The sequence below is a fragment of the Pseudomonas sp. NPDC089569 genome, assembly GCF_050280625.1.
Lineage (GTDB): Bacteria > Pseudomonadota > Gammaproteobacteria > Pseudomonadales > Pseudomonadaceae > Aquipseudomonas.
Genome location: NZ_JBNNVQ010000001.1, coordinates 44,054 through 61,077, shown reverse-complemented (window position 1 = coordinate 61,077; position 17,024 = coordinate 44,054). Strand labels below are relative to the sequence as shown.

At 50.2% G+C, this 17,024-nt stretch carries 13 protein-coding genes; 5 read left to right on the top strand and 8 right to left on the bottom strand.

Annotated elements, in window-relative coordinates; genetic code table 11:
* Positions 1-16: 16 nt before the first annotated feature.
* Both ACQKP2_RS00285 and ACQKP2_RS00280 read right to left on the bottom strand, forming a co-directional pair.
* Positions 17-1,051: a sensor domain-containing diguanylate cyclase gene (locus ACQKP2_RS00285; protein ID WP_427573392.1), complete on the bottom strand. Its 1,035-nt coding sequence runs from the start codon at positions 1,049-1,051 to the stop codon at positions 17-19.
* A gap of 123 nt (positions 1,052-1,174) precedes the next feature.
* Positions 1,175-1,510, bottom strand: coding sequence for a hypothetical protein (locus ACQKP2_RS00280; protein ID WP_427573390.1), 336 nt, complete (start codon positions 1,508-1,510; stop codon positions 1,175-1,177).
* A 435-nt stretch (positions 1,511-1,945) separates the two neighbouring features.
* Between ACQKP2_RS00280 and ACQKP2_RS00275 the strand changes: the two genes are divergently transcribed.
* A complete protein-coding gene (locus tag ACQKP2_RS00275; protein ID WP_427573388.1) occupies positions 1,946-3,679 on the top strand; it encodes an NACHT domain-containing protein in 1,734 nt (577 codons plus the stop codon).
* A gap of 521 nt (positions 3,680-4,200) precedes the next feature.
* Here the strand turns inward: ACQKP2_RS00275 and ACQKP2_RS00270 are convergent.
* The 4 genes from ACQKP2_RS00270 to ACQKP2_RS00255 all read right to left on the bottom strand — a co-directional run bounded on the left by ACQKP2_RS00270 (position 4,201) and on the right by ACQKP2_RS00255 (position 7,542).
* On the bottom strand, positions 4,201-4,956 hold the full coding sequence (locus ACQKP2_RS00270) for a hypothetical protein (protein ID WP_427573386.1): 756 nt from the start codon (positions 4,954-4,956) through the stop codon (positions 4,201-4,203).
* Positions 4,957-5,574: 618 nt separating this feature from the next.
* The gene (locus tag ACQKP2_RS00265; protein ID WP_427573384.1) at positions 5,575-6,210 is read right to left on the bottom strand and encodes a papain-like cysteine protease family protein; all 636 of its coding nucleotides are present in this window, start codon (positions 6,208-6,210) and stop codon (positions 5,575-5,577) included.
* Positions 6,211-6,226: 16 nt separating this feature from the next.
* On the bottom strand, positions 6,227-6,919 hold the full coding sequence (locus ACQKP2_RS00260; RefSeq protein ID WP_427573381.1) for a DUF4019 domain-containing protein: 693 nt from the start codon (positions 6,917-6,919) through the stop codon (positions 6,227-6,229).
* Between the two features lie 227 nt (positions 6,920-7,146).
* On the bottom strand, positions 7,147-7,542 hold the full coding sequence (locus ACQKP2_RS00255) for a hypothetical protein (protein ID WP_427573380.1): 396 nt from the start codon (positions 7,540-7,542) through the stop codon (positions 7,147-7,149).
* 1,837 nt (positions 7,543-9,379) lie between these two features.
* Between ACQKP2_RS00255 and ACQKP2_RS00250 the strand changes: the two genes are divergently transcribed.
* From ACQKP2_RS00250 to ACQKP2_RS00240, 3 genes are all read left to right on the top strand, one after another.
* Entirely contained in the window at positions 9,380-10,087 is a 708-nt protein-coding gene (locus ACQKP2_RS00250; protein ID WP_427573377.1) for a neprosin family prolyl endopeptidase, read from the top strand.
* A gap of 469 nt (positions 10,088-10,556) precedes the next feature.
* A complete protein-coding gene (locus ACQKP2_RS00245) occupies positions 10,557-12,965 on the top strand; it encodes a trypsin-like serine protease (protein ID WP_427573374.1) in 2,409 nt (802 codons plus the stop codon).
* Between the two features lie 353 nt (positions 12,966-13,318).
* On the top strand, positions 13,319-14,038 hold the full coding sequence (locus tag ACQKP2_RS00240; RefSeq protein ID WP_427573372.1) for a glycoside hydrolase family 25 protein: 720 nt from the start codon (positions 13,319-13,321) through the stop codon (positions 14,036-14,038).
* Between the two features lie 132 nt (positions 14,039-14,170).
* Here ACQKP2_RS00240 and ACQKP2_RS00235 read toward each other — a convergent pair whose 3' ends face one another.
* Positions 14,171-14,578, bottom strand: a complete 408-nt coding sequence (locus ACQKP2_RS00235) for a hypothetical protein (RefSeq protein WP_427573369.1) — start codon at positions 14,576-14,578, stop codon at positions 14,171-14,173.
* A gap of 353 nt (positions 14,579-14,931) precedes the next feature.
* On the opposite strand from ACQKP2_RS00235, the gene ACQKP2_RS00230 reads away from it, so the two are divergent.
* Positions 14,932-16,128, top strand: coding sequence for a patatin-like phospholipase family protein (locus tag ACQKP2_RS00230; RefSeq protein ID WP_427573367.1), 1,197 nt, complete (start codon positions 14,932-14,934; stop codon positions 16,126-16,128).
* 13 nt (positions 16,129-16,141) lie between these two features.
* Here the strand turns inward: ACQKP2_RS00230 and dapF are convergent, their stop codons facing one another.
* Positions 16,142-16,960, bottom strand: a complete 819-nt coding sequence (gene dapF, locus ACQKP2_RS00225; protein WP_427573365.1) for a diaminopimelate epimerase — start codon at positions 16,958-16,960, stop codon at positions 16,142-16,144.
* Positions 16,961-17,024 lie beyond the last annotated feature (64 nt).

Sequence of the window (17,024 nt, the reverse complement as noted above, 5' to 3'; positions counted from 1 at the left end):
TGTGAGCAACGGCTTGCTACAGTCGTTGACGGTTTCGCTGCTGTTTGACCTTGTACATCTCGCGGTCTGCCAGCTTAGTGGCCTCGTCCACCGTCATGCTGCCCGGTTTCACGGCCACTACCCCGACACTCGCACCGGTGTATTGAATATCACCCAAGCCGTCGCCCAGCTCATAACGCCCAATCGTCGCTTTGGACAGGCGCTCCTGAAGCAGTTCGGCGGCATGTCGCCTGTCTTTTTCCGGGTCCGGGTGCTCCGAGGGCGTGCCCAGGGCGATCACGATGAACTCATCACCGCCGGTACGCCCGATGATATCGCTGGTTCTAAGGGCATGCTGGAGTTGAGCGGCCACGCCGCGCAGCAGCTGGTCGCCTGCCAGGTGGCCGTGGGTATCGTTGATGGTCTTGAACCCGTCCAGATCGACGACACCCATCAGGATGTACTTGTCCTCCCGCTGGGCCAGGGCGAACAGGCGCGCGGCATCGTTGAGAATGGCGCGTCGGTTGGACAGGCCGGTGAGCGGGTCTGTCAGGGCCAGTTTGGTCAACTCGGCGTTGGCGGCCTGGAGTCGCTCGACAAGGCGCCCGCGTTCAAGGGAATACCCCAGCAACCCCGACAGCAGCATCAGCAGGGGTTCCACTTCAGCCGAGCGCGCCACCTGATCGGAGCTGGCGGCACAGACCGTCCCCAGCACTTGGCCATCCTGGGATCTGATCGGCGCGCTCACGTATGTTCTGATGCCCAGGGCCGCGGCAGCCTCCGAATCCCCCCAACATTCGGTAACGTTGTCCGAGTACATGCGATTCTCATCGAGTGCCCGCTTGCACAGCGTATCTGTCCAGGGCACCACCAGCCCTTCAGGAATCACCATGTCACCGATGTTGCGGGCGAACTCGATACGCTGGACACCCTCGTCGGTATCAATGGTCGTCAGGTAGGTCGACTCCATGCCCGTTACCCGGCTGAGCAGAGCCAGCAAGGGGCGCGTAAGCTGCTCCAGGGTTTGGGCTTTGGGAATGGTATCGGAGAGAAGAGATAGGATCTGATCCATTTGGGCGCGCCGAAAGCTGAGTGGTAATTCAGTTATCGACTAATCGGCAAATTACTGAATGTTGCAGGGTCTCATCCAACGGAATGAGATTGCCTGCACGTTCGCTCATTCAGGCGGTTTTTCCTATGACGCGTGGTTCAAATTCTTACGGAGTTCGTCCTCCAGCGTTCGACAAGCGTCTGCGATAACGCTTTTTCCGGCTGCCGGGCCGGAGTAGCTGTTTACTTCCTCACGGCACCGTTCAACGGCCTCTCGGGCCTGCGTGCTTGCTTCGTCTTGCGGCTCGTTGCCGGCATAAAAACCGACAGCCAGGTACAGGGTGATAGCGGCAATGACGCCGGTGACGATCTTGCCGACCAGACAGGTTTTCCTGTCTGACGGCAGTGGCCACGCGGTTGGGGTAGGTACTTTGAGTCGAAGGTCAGATTGGCAGTGTTTGCATAAAATGGCTTCAGCCATGATGACTTCTGCGCAATAGGGGCAATGCTTTTTTCCAGGCTCCACCGATGAAACTCCTTTTTCAAAACGAAATTCTATCACCGGGTCTGAGGGGCTAGGGAGGGCGCGCTGTTTTCCACAGAAAATCTTCCGGGGTGGTGATGTTTTGCCAATCTGAATTGCCTTCGGCAGGTCCGGTTTGAAAAAAAACGGGATTGAATGAGTGTCACTGGTGGAGTTCTTCCTTTCACTACAGGTAGAGATCGGCCAGAAGCGGACGGTCGCGAATGATAATTTCTAAGTGGCAGGCATCGAAAAAAAACGGGGGGCTACCATAAAAACCCAAGCTATATTAGAAAGTGACGATATTCTGCTTGTTTATCGAGATTAGATATTATCTTACCCGCGATTTGATCAATACAAACCTGTTCAGTGATGGTCTAGAAAGGAATTCTCATGCCGGAATTAACCATTGCCGCCGTAAAATCCGTTGCCGGTTTACTTGCACCGGTTTTAAATAGTGTGTACGGGGCTGCGAAAGGCTCAGTTAAGAGCCGGTTGCAGAGCTGGAAGGCGGGCGAGAATCTTGAAAAAATCTCTGAGTATTACGTTCGCTTGGCCAGTGTTAAAACTATCTTTTCTCGCGATGAGGCAATACCCATTGCTTCATTCTACTTTCCATCACGCATATCATTTAAAAGTCGATGCAAGCCAGTAAATGGTTTAAAGGATCTGCCCGACGGATGCATTGTCGTAGAAGGGGTGGTAGGGCAAGGCAAATCTATTTTTATGCGGTACTTAGCAACATCCATACTTTCTGAAGGCACAGAGAATCAAATACCAATATTTATTGAGCTTAGAAATGTCAGTATTAAAAATTCCTTAAAGGATTTAATTTGGCAGGCATTGAAAGCGCTAGGTGTCGACGCAGATGACGAGGTTTTTAAATACCTTGTGAAAAATCAGAAGCTAGTGCTTATTCTGGATGGATTTGATGAGGTTTTAGAGGAGCTAACTAATGATGTGCTTGTGGAAATCAATAATTTAAAAAATATTAACTCCGGCTTGAGGGTTATTGTGTCTTCGCGCCCTCAAAATGCAATTCAAAACGTTGCAGATTTTAAGGTGGTAGCATTAGAACCACTTAAAGCGGCTGATCACGACTCGTTCCTGAGAAAACTAGTAGTTGATTACCAACGGAGAGCTGAGCTAGTAGCTGCAATTAAAGATAGCCCGATGGATATTCAGGACGCTATCAGTACGCCGTTGATGATGTCTATCGTGGTGCTGGTATATGAAAGCGTCAAACAAATACCGCCTTACTTGTCGGATTTTTTTAGCGCACTGTTTCATGTTGTATTCACACAGCATGACAGCTTAAAAGAAGCATTTCGGCGCAAGCACCATACGGGGCTGTCGGAAGACAGGTTACAGCATCTTTTTGAAGCATTTTGCTTCGTTGTTATGCAAAAGTCTTACGGGCGCACCCTTAGTTTATCTAGGTTTAATGAGTGTTTTGACAAAGCACAGAAATATGTACCGGACGCTAAATGCTCTGCAGATAGTTTCAGAGCTGACATCATAGGCGTGGCATGTTTGATGCTTGAGGAGGGAGTCGGCGAGGTAACATTTTTACACAAAAGTATATTAGATTACTTTGCAGCGGCTTTTGCCGCCCGCCTCGATAAGCTTTCTGAGAAGTTTTACACCTCTATTGCATCTTCGTATAAGAACTGGAAAGTCACCTTGCAGTTTTTATGGAAAATTGATACCCATCGATATCTAAAGTATTATTTCCTTGTTGTGGTTTGCAATGAGTTGGAAAAACTAACGGCGCTCCTTAAAAATGATGATGACGGCGAAATTGAAGCTTATGTTACTGGTTTGTTTAGTGCAAGCAAGGCGGAAGTTAGATTTGGTAGTAATATCGTGGAGTATATGCTGCAACCTAGCTCTAGAAACGAATTGGCTGAGCATGCAGCTGGCGCTTGTCGAGAAGTAATACTTGGATTTCAAATGCATGTGAGAACAATAAACGACTTTAAAGATTTTGCCTTGCACAGTCAAAAACATGTAAATATTATTAACGATAGAGCGGTATTTGGTTTGGATGTTGTTTTTGAGATTTATGGGTTGGATTTGATACGTGGAGCCTTAAGAGAGGTGGAAAATGATTTTTTTGCCGGGTAGAATTGGCAAAAAAGCAGTTGAAAGAGTTAGATAGTAGAGACTCTGAAATTGATATGAGTTTTGATTTTTAAATTCGAAGCATTGGATTTTAGGAATGCTTTAATTGGCAGTCTGGACTTTAAAAAGGCTTGAATTGATTTCTTGAGGGGCTTCTAATATATGCTCACAGTTAATTAATCAGAGTTAGAAAAAGCTGACGAATTCACTTCTGAAAAAATAAGTCTGTCATCTATAAGTAAACTTCTTTACGCACCTTTACGCAGTGCGCAACGTATGCACCGCAGAGCGGCCAGCGTATTACCTTTCCGGGTTACGCGTCCTACAGGACTAACGATGGTTGCAATAGCGTTCGGTCAAGGACTGCACACGCCTGATGCAGGATCACACGTCGGAGTAGGCGCGCTCGACCACTATGAGGAATAGAGCGGATTTATTTGCAGCGCAGTGAATAAATCCGCCCATTATTCGTAATTATATTTTGTCCTCTGGCTTGACCGCTTGAGGCGCGGTGACCAAACGCTCTAATTTTCGTTCAATTCGCTCTTGGGTATCGCTTCGGACACTTTGCTTTCGATAGGGTGTGTTTTTAATCTAATTTCTCCAGTCACCTTTGCTAGCCTGAGGGCAATTGCCACAATCAGCGAAAGCGTTGAAAGGATCTTAAGGAAAAGGAGATAATTTTTATATGTGTTGGTAATAATTCTAATATCATGAATTGATTGTGCCTGATTTTCATATTCAGTAAATGTCAGTTTAAAATTATTCACTTTTGCAGCAAGAGCCTGGCTTTTTATTTTTTCAGCATCTATGTTTGCTATTTCAAAATGCATAAAAATTTTTGGATCTACTACAGCGCTTCTGGGTTTGGCAGGGCGAATTATTTGAAACTGTTTGCAAGCATCTGCTAGCTCGGCAGCTAGACTATCGGAATCTTCATCATTGTTCGCGGGAGATTTTTGCAGGCAAATTGACGAATCGCTTAGCTCCGACGCGGCAATGTTTAGATTTTGAGCATCAAGTCGACCGAAGTTTTCTTCCATGCTTAAGCTAGCCATTTTAGAATCCAAGCCTATCTGAATGAACTGGAGCATTAGTCCCATCGAACCTATAGCTATCCAGATATAGTCGACTTTTTTCCACCCAATATCATCCAGTCGCCTTAGATACGGACGGCTTCCAGAAACGTATAGCCAGCAAAACAAGATATAAAGGCAAAATATGCCTAATATTGCGAAAAGTGTATAACCAATCATCTCGCAAACTAACGAAAAATCCATATCACATCTTTTCCTATAGAAGTAAACGGTCTTTTTCGGTCGCGATATCAATAACTTGAACTCAACAAGTCCTTCGCACTGAAAATACAATCGAGCTGTGCATTTTGACGTGGTTCTCACCGAGCAATAGGCTTGCGGTGGACCTGCCCTGACATGGGGGGCGGGGACGGCTGCCGATCAATTGCTGGCACGATAAGTAGACCTCCTTTGGTACAAAGCAGCTATTGTCGCAGCGCATGGTCAGTTGAGAATGCTAGGTGGTACAGAAATGGTACGGGATAAATGAGATGTTGCTGTAAGCCTTGGTTTTAAAGACTCTTGTCTTTAATCGTCCCCATCCATCATGAGGGCGATGGAAAAACGGCGGGAGAGCGGGGCGGGTGTGGCGGTGGTTACGGGCATGGGGATTCGGATTCGGTGTGGCTGGGAGGTGGGGAGTTTATCAAGATTGGGTTGGTGGGGCTTGGGTGTGTCAGAGGGCAAGCCATTACCGGAACTTGATGCTGAAGTAGGTATAAGCCTATGCCAGGACTAGAGAATAAATACCAGCGTGCACGCAAAAAAATAAATCTTCTTTTTGCCATTTTCCGATCCATCCCACACACAGATGTAGCATATCTATGCAGGAGTAACTATAGGAAGGGCAAGATATCGTAGATGACCACCCAGGTGCATGGGCCGTAGTTCTAGTGGATCGATTAAGCCGCGTATTCCATTTCCTGGCCATGGGTCCATAAAACCAAGATTGAATATTTGAGGGCCCATAGGGGTGTTTTGAAAGGCGGCCGCTGTCAATACCATTGCATGAGAAAGGTTTCCAAATACTAATGGTCGTTCTTGTGCAAGACTTTGCAAGATGAGTTGATTGTTTATCGCGTAAACACCTGCATCTGCGTCATATGCTGCAAGCAATCTGACATCAAATTGTCTCCCATTTTGATCGATCCAGCGTCGTGTCAACGCCTGAGAGATAACGGCTCCTGACAACGCAGGAAGGTTGTTTATGGTTCCGTAAGCCTGAAGAACAATGTCCGGTTGACTTACGTTGTAACCGTAGTAAGCGAATATCATTTGTATAGATGCAGCCCAGCACCACTGAGACATGTATTGATTTGCGTAAGTCTGCTGAAGCCTATTCATTGAAATTCCGACTTCACAAACACCGGAATTGTTGCACCGTTGATATGCAAATATTTTAAGAGGTAGACCGCTGGCTGCAATTGTCAAAAAAGCAAGTAGTTGTCGGCGGTTCATGACTATTCCTTTGGTTCTACGCGCATGGGATAAGGGATGGGGAAATGGTATAGCTGAACACTTTCCACGTTAGATCTTGAGTCGCGCGTACTACAACCTGCTCCATTCTACAAGTTCCATCATTAGAGAAGTGGGTTCGATATACAAGTGCTCTATACAAGCCGAGGGGGTATCCTTGAGGCGACTGAACTGAATTCATCCCCGTAAGTTCGCGTGAGACTACCGTTCCGAGTGGTCGACGAAATGTGTTGAATATTTGTGTTAGTGACTCAAGGCTGTCAAATGTATATCCTTTGCTTTCTGGGTCCATGAGCCTCCATATGTTATCAGTTTGAGAATTATCTACGGTTTGCAGATATTCCAAGGCGATTGGCTCGGCAGATTGAGCCGGCTCAATAAATTTAATAACTTTCTCTTTGATTTCTGGTTGGAAATAAAGAACAAGTATGACAAGCCCAATTGCCCCGCCTGCCCTTAAAAAGTTTTTATGTTCTATTACGAGGCTTCCGGGGATTATTGCTCCAAAGCCACCGGCGGCTAGTGCTAGGGTTGTTGTGAATACTTTAAGTTGAAAATCATTTGGATTCGGGTAGAGGACGGCCATGACAATCATGACGGACAGAAATGCAACTCCAAGTACGCATGCCAATAGAATATTTACATCGAATTTTCCATCTAGGTACCTATGTGCTTCACCGGAATCCCTCATGGTGCATGCCTCTTAGTTATACATGGCTATTGATACCGGTATAGATGGCGCATTGACTCCATGCAAATACCAGTCATCGTCTTTTTTTGGGGGGGTTAAGCGGAAAAGGGGGCAGAGTTATTTTTTGACGGAAGCGTCCGCATAGGAAAATAGATCTGTCCCCATTTTTCGCAGACTAACTCCCGACCTGAAGCGTCAATGGCCTGCTGAACGAACGATTTGAGCCGCTAGTTAGTGGGAGTTCGTGACTGAACGATGGCTGCATGGAGGCACACAACAAAGAGCGGAACCACAAAGAAAACGACTAATGGCCAAGTGTCAGCGATGAACCAAAGATAGGCAGCAACTATAGTTCCCAAAATAACGGCCAGCCAAAACGCAACGCCGAACTCAAATGTACGACCTTTGATGCTCGCTATAACAAGACGCACCAGAACCCACAGGGCGTAGATACCCGCGATAATGACTGCAAGGAGTGGAATCGTTTTCGCTGCCGATGCCGACCCTTCTAAGGTTGCAAGCACGATCTCGGGTACTGACGCGAGCGCCAACAGCAGAACCAAGAACGCGGGCAAGAAAAAGATTACCGCCTCGATCGCGAAAAATTTAGCTGCTAGTTTCATATCGCACCTAATAAGCTTCGAGGTGAGCGCACACTACTGGGTGACGGCAAGCTTCAGCGTAGCAGGGTGCTACCTATTTGCTGTCACCGCGCCCACCGACTGCTTGTGGCCGTTTTCTGTATGTCGTGACCGGCTTATAACGATCCAAAGCGGACGTCAGACTTTCTAACTATGTGGTGGTACTGAGCAGCTCCAGAATGCCGCCTTGCCTGGACCTGCTTCCCTCATTTGCTTGAGTTAGCTAAAAGCGCTTCCGGCTGAAGTGGCTGCAAGGCAGTTGCAGGTTGTGATGGCGCTGGATTTGCGCAACGCGCAAAAGCGAGCAGCAACAGCTCGATAAATCTCATGGCTTCGCCCCGCTAGCGGAGGACGAGACAGTCGCGAAAAGCTACGCTCTGAGCGCGCTCGGTAGCCGGATTCACACTCGATCGGGTGGGATCTCCGAGTATCGCGCCTTGAGATCCAGCGTACTGAGTTTATGGATGGCTGAATGACTCGCCAAGGACGATGATCAGATCGCGGACATCATTTGATTCAGCGGCAAGGCACAATATTTCGGATGATTCTGCCAAATGACTCGCGACCGGCGTTAAAAAACCACCCGTGACGTGAGTCGGACAAATCAAAACTCTAAACGGAGAGCCCATTCGCCCTTTCGTATCTCAAATGATGGCGAGATGGGCTGGTGCCAATTTAATTAGTACTGTTATCACCTATCCGTCAAATTCTGATTTAACGCCCCCCCCCTTTCTCCACCAAGAGCGAATTAGAAACGTTGAGTGAAGGTTATCCGTATATAGTATCGCTTATTTCTAAAGGCACCATAAAGCCGATAACTAATTTCAAATTTTTTTAAGCCAAGTATTATTCCAGCTTCTCGCGATATGTTGATTGCTAACGGCACTAATGAAAATCTCCAATTTGTCTAGTGTCTCGCTCGTGATATTCTAGACTTTGGAATTGGTTTAGAAGGAAGCTGGCATTAGGTCTGATCGCCAATAAAAATTATTATCTAGTAGGTGAGTTACCCTCAAGGTAATGCAGAGCCTATGCAGATCGAACTATACAGCACTACAAAGTCTCGAATACCAGCAGTACATAGAACCCAATTAGACGTTAAGTGACAGTACTTCAAAACCATGGCCTCTGGTGCCTCAATGAGGACCTCCATTGGTTAAATCCGAAGAAAAGCTAAATGGCGATCATTTTTTGCAGTTCGGAGCCTTGATGAGGGCACTAATAACAACCCAGCAAACGAATAAGGCTGTAGTGATCTACAGCCATAACGAAGGGACTAAAAATGGACGATCATTCGATTAGGACCCGCGAGTCGCGGCGCGAGAACGTAGAGCGTTTACCGCGAAAGCTTGAAGCTCGCTACATAGATGAACACCGACACGAGGAGGAAATTCGTCGTTACTACGAAAATCGGCAAGCTAGATTAAATGTCATCTGCACGACACGAACTCCGCACGGACAGATAATCGATTGGATCCCTCGCGAGTCTCAACTGCGCCGAGGTGATCGATTAGCTGAGCCGCCGCCACATTGCCACGAAGCGCATTTGGTCAGTGCTGAGCGACCTGATAGACGCGTGCGCTTCGAACTTGAGAGCCCGAAAGTCGATCGTGGCCCCGAGGGTACAGTGCCTATTCTTCGCAAGAACCTGGAAGCTATACGGTTCAGCCAGCCATTGCGTAAACTCTTGGGAAAATACCCTTATGCGGACGTTGTTTTACCGCACAGTGGCCATCTTTCCCTTTCACCAAGTGTCGATGGACCCCATCGGTACGCGTTTACGGACCAGCGTACAACTTGCTTCGGGGGGGACGGAGTGTTGAGTGCGTTCGATCCATACTGCGAGAACGCCGATGACTTCTCGCTGATGCAAATTGCGATCAGTAACAGCGACACTGGAAGGCTGCAAACGGTTGAAGCAGGTTGGCAGCAGCGTAAAGATAGCTATGGCGACTGGGTGCCACACCTCTTCACTTACTACACAACGAACGGCTACAGTGATGACGATGACAATGTCGGAGGCTACAACCAGGACGTAGATGGTTGGGTGCAGCACGACGGTTCAATACATCCCGGCGCGATATCCAGTCCGAACAGTACGCGTGGCGGCGATCAATATGTAATGCAAATCAAGTATCAGCTATGGCAAGGCAACTGGTGGTTGATGTGCAATGGTCGTTGGCTTGGTTACTATCCGGCTCGTCTCTTCATGGGTAATCGAAGTGTATTTTCTACTCTTGGAGATCATGGCGACCGCATAAGTTTCTACGGCGAGATATACGACTCTAACGAAAGCCCTGGGAAAACTCATAGCGACATGGGAAGCGGCTATTGGCCAGAGTACGGCTGGCAGTGGGCAGCGTACCAACGAAATTTACTCGTCCAGACCGATCGGGGAGGATCGCTCACTGATTATAACGGTATTGCTTGGGCATCTGATCCAGACATGTACGACATTGAAGCTCACATGAGAAGCGGCAGTAGTTGGGGAAGCTACTTCTGGATGGGTGGTCCGGGCGCTGTATAATCCGGCGTACCCTGCACCTCAAATATTGGGAAAAGGGGACAGATTTATTTTTTGACGGAAGCGTCCGCATAGGAAAATAGATTTGTCCCCATTTTTCCTTGTCCCCATTTTTCCTGGGCAGGGTATCTGTCAGCGCGATGGCTGAAAGACCGCCTCTTTTGCTCAAAGCGTAGACCGGGGATGTCTATCGTACCGGAGGTAGTCCATTTCTACGCAACCATCATCCCGCACAAGGAGGTCGCCGGGACGGCTGTCGGTGATTGGCACCTCATAATCGATACTGCTGCCTCAGCACTACCACTGTGTTTTTCGAACAAGGCATCCAGCACGAAGTCCTGCCCCTTTACCATTGCAGCTTTGATTCGAAGAGCAGGGATTACTCTGCTGAGCAAGTGCCTGGGCCTCGTCTAACCTTCAGATACTCATCGACGCCAAAAACCGATCCAGCACGGAAGAGAGGATGCGAGTCATGCTCCTTTTCATGATCGAATTGTGCAGCCGGGCTGTTGTCACGAAAATCAGCATCCTCGCGCTCGTCCTCGCGCTCTTTGGTCATGATGCAATAGCAGGTGTGAGCACCGCTTCCGAGCGCCATTTTGAAGGCGTGCGCTATCTGACGCTACGTAACCTCGAAGTCCATCAGCAACCTTCCTCAGATGCCTATATCGTGGCCGACATTCCGCGCTGGCGAATGATCTACGCAACCTCTGTGGAAAAAGACGGTTGGCTAAGCATAACAGGAGCAGGTTCTCGCCCCTATCCAGACACTTACACGGGCAACCAGGGCGAGGAAGTGGGCATAAAAAATGGCAAATTCGACTTCAAGGAAGATCGGCTTGATCGCGATGATTATTATCCATTAACAGGCTTTGTTTCATCGACAGACCTCGCCACCCTGGACCAGTCGTCACCCTTGCCACTGGATCGGACAAGCCTGGAATACCTGCCAAACACTTGGGAGACATTGGGCGTCAAGGAACGACGATTTGTGCCCAGGACACCCACGGACTACCCCTTCATTTCTGCTCCACTGGTTCTAATAAAGTCTAAAGGGCGCAACTACCGATGCAGCGGCTTCGTCATCCTCAAACCTGACCTGGTAGGCACTTCCGGCCACTGCTTTGACAGCCCGCGTGACGAGGTCTATGTCAAGTTCGCAGATGCAGGCCCCGCCGTGAAAGGGCACATCGTGGGAATGAACTATGACAAATCCGACAAGGGACCGACCCTTCAGGATTGGGCCTTGATCAAACTTGATAGCCTCCCACGCCTTCCTGTTCGTCCACTGAAACTGCCCTCTACGGGCAGTTGGCTAACGAAGGGGCGGGTTGATGTTCTGACGCTGGGGTTCGGTGGGGATTTAATCGATCTCAAAAAAACACTGTACGGCGAGCGGGGAGAGTGGAGTGTTCATGGTGACCAGTGCAGCCTTCCCTTGTCCTTGTTGTATGCCTCGTTCTACAAAGGAAAAACCTCCCTTTCCACAGTGAGTACAACCTCCGACTGCATTTTGATGCAAGGTGATTCCGGAGGCCCGATGCTGATTTGGAACGACGACACTCAGGAGTATGAAGTCATTGGCATCCACTCCTACGGCGAATTTCATTTTTCCGACGTGCGCATGAAATTTGACAAGGAGGCCCGCGCTGCTTACGACAGAACGGTCAAACAGCTCACCAAACAATGGCATGCCTCACCTGGTTTCCCACCGCCTGGTATGTATGCCATCGCACGAAAAGTCGCAGATAACATCGGGTACTACTATGCCGTCTCCGGTAGCGTACTGAATGCGGCGTTCATCGATCTGGTACTCAAGACGGCGGGCCAACACGACGCCACGCAAGATCCTCTTTCGTTCCTGAACAACGACGGTATCGCCCCTCGAAGCCATGCAAACGACCCACCGGCCTACGCGAACCAAACCATCGCGTCCTCGCTGGATAACAATGACATCTACCGCTACCGAAGCAAACTCTACAACCAGGCATATCCTCTAGCGATTCTGGACAAGCAGTATCAACAAAAACAGACGTCAGGGCAGACGCTGGACCTCGCCATGCTGAGTCAAGGCAACATCCCCTTCGCTACCTACGTGTACGTCAAAGCCTTCTGGCCAGCTGTTTTTTTACGTCCGCTCTACTTTCTGGTAGACGAAAGCAGCTTCAAGAAAGACAGCATGATCAAATGGGCAGCGCGCATGAAGTTGCCCAAGGAGAGCATTGACGACATGGCGCAGCACACTGACCGCGCCAGAGTTGTGATTGTCGGAGGCGATGCGTTCTTCATCGAAAAATCCACCGGTCGTATTTTTGATATTGAACGCAATTTCCTCTCCTTCACTGACAACGAACTCCAGTCCATGCGAGTCGGGCGTCGATACCCCTATGATCTCGAAGATCCCTCCAATGATCGCGTCAAGGACCTGCAAAGCGACGTCGCCGAAACGTCCAGCCTTCGCCTGTCAGAATTTGGCGCACCGACACCCCTCAGCGTACCGGGTGGCCATCGAATCGAAATTTCCGTGGTATGGCGCAGCATTCTGGCGGGCCTGAACGACCCCCAACAGAAACCCCTGATCGTTTCAGCAATTGAAAACGCTACCGGTGTGCCCACTGCGATCAACTTGAGCTTCGCTAATGCAGGTGGTGATTTCAGTGATAACACGCAATCGAAGTTGCGCGACATCATGCGCACTTTAGAACCCGATACATCACGCAAGATCATCGTTTACTGCCACCATAGCGAATGCTGGCTCGCTTACAACACGGCACTTCGCCTGATTGCACTAGGCTATAAAGACGTCAACTGGATGCGTGATGGCATTGATGGATGGATCGAGGCGGGTTTACCGCTAATGTCCGTAAAGGCTGCTCAATAGCCAGCTCGGCTGTCCCGACTGGGTTGGTGCTGAATAAGCAACGCCCTACTGCCAATTAGCACTTGGGATTCAGATGTACTGTCATCCACTACTCAAGGATGCTTGGCAGCGTATTGCAGGACGTCGCCAGAAATAGTCGCCAACAGATGAGAGAGAACTGCTCCTGTACCCTATCCCGTCTGAGTGCAAAATGCTGCGGCAGCATCGAAGTACCTGTGGGGAGGATGGTGCTATTCGTCTACCCCAATGTCCGCTATGGGAAGCGGTCATTCGCGACCGGCCACTTTCGACTGTAGATTCAACCGGTCGATGCAACACAACTAAATTCTGTGTAAGCAGAGGGAGTGTTTCATATGCGCATCGTAACAATACTTTTTGCTGCAGGCTGGGCCACATGGACCTCGGCAGGCGAATTCAACGCACCCTGGAAAGATCAATCCGTCCCGCTCATTATCGACCCGTATTACGCGAATAGCATCAACTGGGACAAGCTTGCTACTGAACGGCGTGTCGTTGCGATCATTCACAAAGCGACGATTGGAACCTCTGAGCTTGATCCGCAATACATCAAGCGCAAAGAGGAGGCGTTGAAGCGTGGCTACTTATGGGGGTCCTACCACTGGGGGGTTACCGGAAGCCCTGAAAAGCAGGCAGACTTTTACATCGATACGGTAAAACCCGCTTCCGACGAACTCATCGCCCTCGATCTTGAGGACGCGCTGTCGGAAAAGCTCATGAATGTTGATGAAGCAATACTGTTCATTAAACGTATCAAAGCAAAGACTGGTCGGTACCCGGTACTCTATACAAACCACTCAAGTGCGAAGCTAATCTCCACAAAGTACAAAGATAGTATTTTCGTCAAAACACCTCTCTGGTACGCAAGGTTCAAATCCAATGTCACGGATTTTCCTGTCGGGGTTTGGCCTAGCTACACACTGTGGCAGTTCTCCAGTGAGCAGCTTGTACAGCTTCCCGTTTCAGGTACAAAACCGGACATGGATATCAATATCTTCAACGGCACTAAAGAACAATTGAAAGCGGCGTGGCCGCTCACAAAAGTTGAACCTTGACCGTAATAGAATGGGGGCGATTAGTAAAAAATCGAAAAAATTGGGACCGAAAAATGTAAAAAATGAGCGGAAAAGGGGACACCCATTAGCCGGTCTCTGAATCGCCCCAGGTTTCGTAGACACCTCCATGCCTTAAAATAGCCTGGTGATTTCATTCAAGACCCGATCCTGGGTTTGAGTACTTGGCCTATGGCGATAAGCCACTGCGAAAAAAGCAACTCCTTCGTAGTCGCAGCGAATCGAAAAAGTCATACCTTCACGATAACCAAAGACTGAGATATCGCCTGGTTCAACAAAATATCTCGCTTTTGCAAGAGCCGCTCTGGCGTGCTCCAGACAACCAGTTTGGCTGAGTGAGTGTTGTAACCAACTAGTAGTGACTCGCACGGACGAAGTCTCGCTGTCATCGATAGGTGGCCGAGTGATTTCCTTAGTAGGTGCAGTAATGTTCTCGTTGCTGCTGCAAGCGGTCAGCCCCACTAAAATAACACCAAGTAAAAAATCAAAACGAACTCTCGAATACTTAAATGGATTTCGCATGATGGGGCGTACCTGTGACGATCTGCAATGAGTGAAGTGGCTATTACTAACGTAATAGCGGATTTCTGATTTTTTGCTCTATATGTTCGGTGATTACGACGAGAAGCGGCAGGATAGGCCGTCTACTCATGGGGCTCGATGTTGGGGTCGAGTCCGCTTCTGGCCGAAAGCTGACGCTTGGTGCGTGCGCAAAAAGCGGTATGTCACTACCCTCAACAACAGCACCTGTCAGGCCCGGTTACCATGGCCCAAACTATCCGCCACGCCTAGTCAGATTCGGGCAATCCAGGTGAAGACTTTCTCGTTCACGACAACTGCATTTGCGGTCGACCGGCGAAGTCGGAGGAGGCGTCTTGAAACCATTCCCGCTCAGGCCCGGTGCCTCACTGGACATGTTTCTTCAAGCGTGCCTGCCGCGCCGTGATGCCGTTCCGGCACACCTGACGGACACAGCGATCATTCCGGGCATTCCCAATGCTCGCTACCGACTGGACCACGACCATACACTTTTTATTGAAGATGCGGTTCAGTCCAATAAACGTGAAGGCCAGGCTCTCGCCGAGGCAGGGATTGCCAATAAAACCCTCCCATTGGCACACATGCTGGCAGTTTCCGGTGGCGGCGACGCAGGCGCATTCGCAGCGGGGCTGATTGCCGGATGGACGACCCATGGAAGCCGTCCCGTGTTCAAGGTCGTCACGGGTATTAGCGCCGGTGCCCTGGTCGCCCCGTTTGCTTATCTGGGGTCTGAGTACGATGGCGTGATTCGCTATGTGTCCAACGCCATCGGACCCAAAGACATTTTTCATTCGCGAAACGTACTGACCCGCTTTGCCAGCGACGGTCTGGCGGACAGCAAGCCACTGTCGCGGCTCATTGCAACCTACGTCACGACGGAGATTCTTGCGGCGATCGCCTTGCAATACGCCAAGGGGCGGATTTTGCTGATTGGTACAACCGACCTGGATTCAGGGCGACCCGTCACCTGGAACATGGGCGCTATCGCTGCCAGCCAGGCACCGGGTGCGCTCGACCTGTTTCGCAAGATCATGCTCGCCTCGATGAGCATTCCCGGTGCCGTCTCGCCCGTCATGATCGATGTGGACGTTGACGGCAAACCGTTTCAGGAAATGCACGTGGACGGAGGGGTGATCACTCAAGTGTTTCTCTACCCGCCCAGCACCGTGATGGCGCTGAGCAAAGCCGCCGGAGCCCCTTTGCGACTCGACCGACAGTTCTATGTCATTCGTAATGGAACACTGGAACCGCAATGGTCCGGGACCAAGCGGCGTACCTTGAGCATCGGCGGCCGAGCCATCAGTGCCTTGATCCAGACTCAGGGGATCAGTGACCTGGAGCGAATCTACCGCATGGCGCAGCAGGATGGAGCGGATTTCAACCTTGCCTACATCGGCTCCGACTTTGACTTTGCGCACAGTCGCAAATTCGATGGCGAGTACATGAAGCGCTTGTTCGATTACGCCTTTCAACTCAGCGCCAAGGGCTATCCGTGGCATAAGTCGCCCTACCTGGAAAACCCCAGGCGATGAGGCACCTGCGCAACTACAACGCTTGTAGCAGGTTGCCTGGGATGGTTCCCGAGAACACCGTCTCTACCGGCCCGATGAGCACCACCGGTCCCGCACCGTCCCACTCAACCGTTACGGTTCCGCCATCACATTCCACTTCAACGCAGGGGTCCAGCAGGCCACGGCGAATCCCGTTGACTACGGCACCGCAGCAGCAGGAGCCGGAACCCAGTGGAATGCCACCCCAGCGCTCCCAAATGCGCAGGCGGATGTGCGCCCGGTCGATGATCTGGACGAAATGCACATTCGTTCGGCGGGGAAACAGGGGGTTGGTTTCAATGGTCGGTCCGATGGTTGCCACATCGACAGCCGCCAGGTCCTCCACAAAGTAAGTGCAGTGCGGATTGCCCATACTGCACGCTGCCGGATCACCCGCCAGTGGCAGAACCGCAGTATCCAGTTCTCGCGCCAGGGGTACATCCGACCAACCCAAAAGCGGCGCCCCCATGCTGACGGAAATAGCCCCGGTGGACCTTCGTTCGCAAGTTAAAAGCCCGCGGTTGGTTCGTAACGCAATCGACGTCGTGTTCGACTCGCGCATCAACCTGTCTGCAATCCCCCGCGTCGCGCTGCCACAGACATCCAGTGCAGAACCGTCGGCATTCCAGAACATCAGGTGCGCATCGGCATCGTCGCAATCGAGCACTACTGCAAGTTGATTGAACCCGATGCCCCGGTTGCGATCACCCATTCGCCGAGCGAGTGCGCCTGTTACCGGATTGGCCATCTTTCGTGAGTCGACAATGACGAAGTCATCGCCATTTGCGTGCATTTTGTGAAAAGGCAGTGGCATGGATGAGTCCTGACGATGCGGCATTGGATGAAGGATATTTAACGAGGGGCAGGCTTGATGGGAA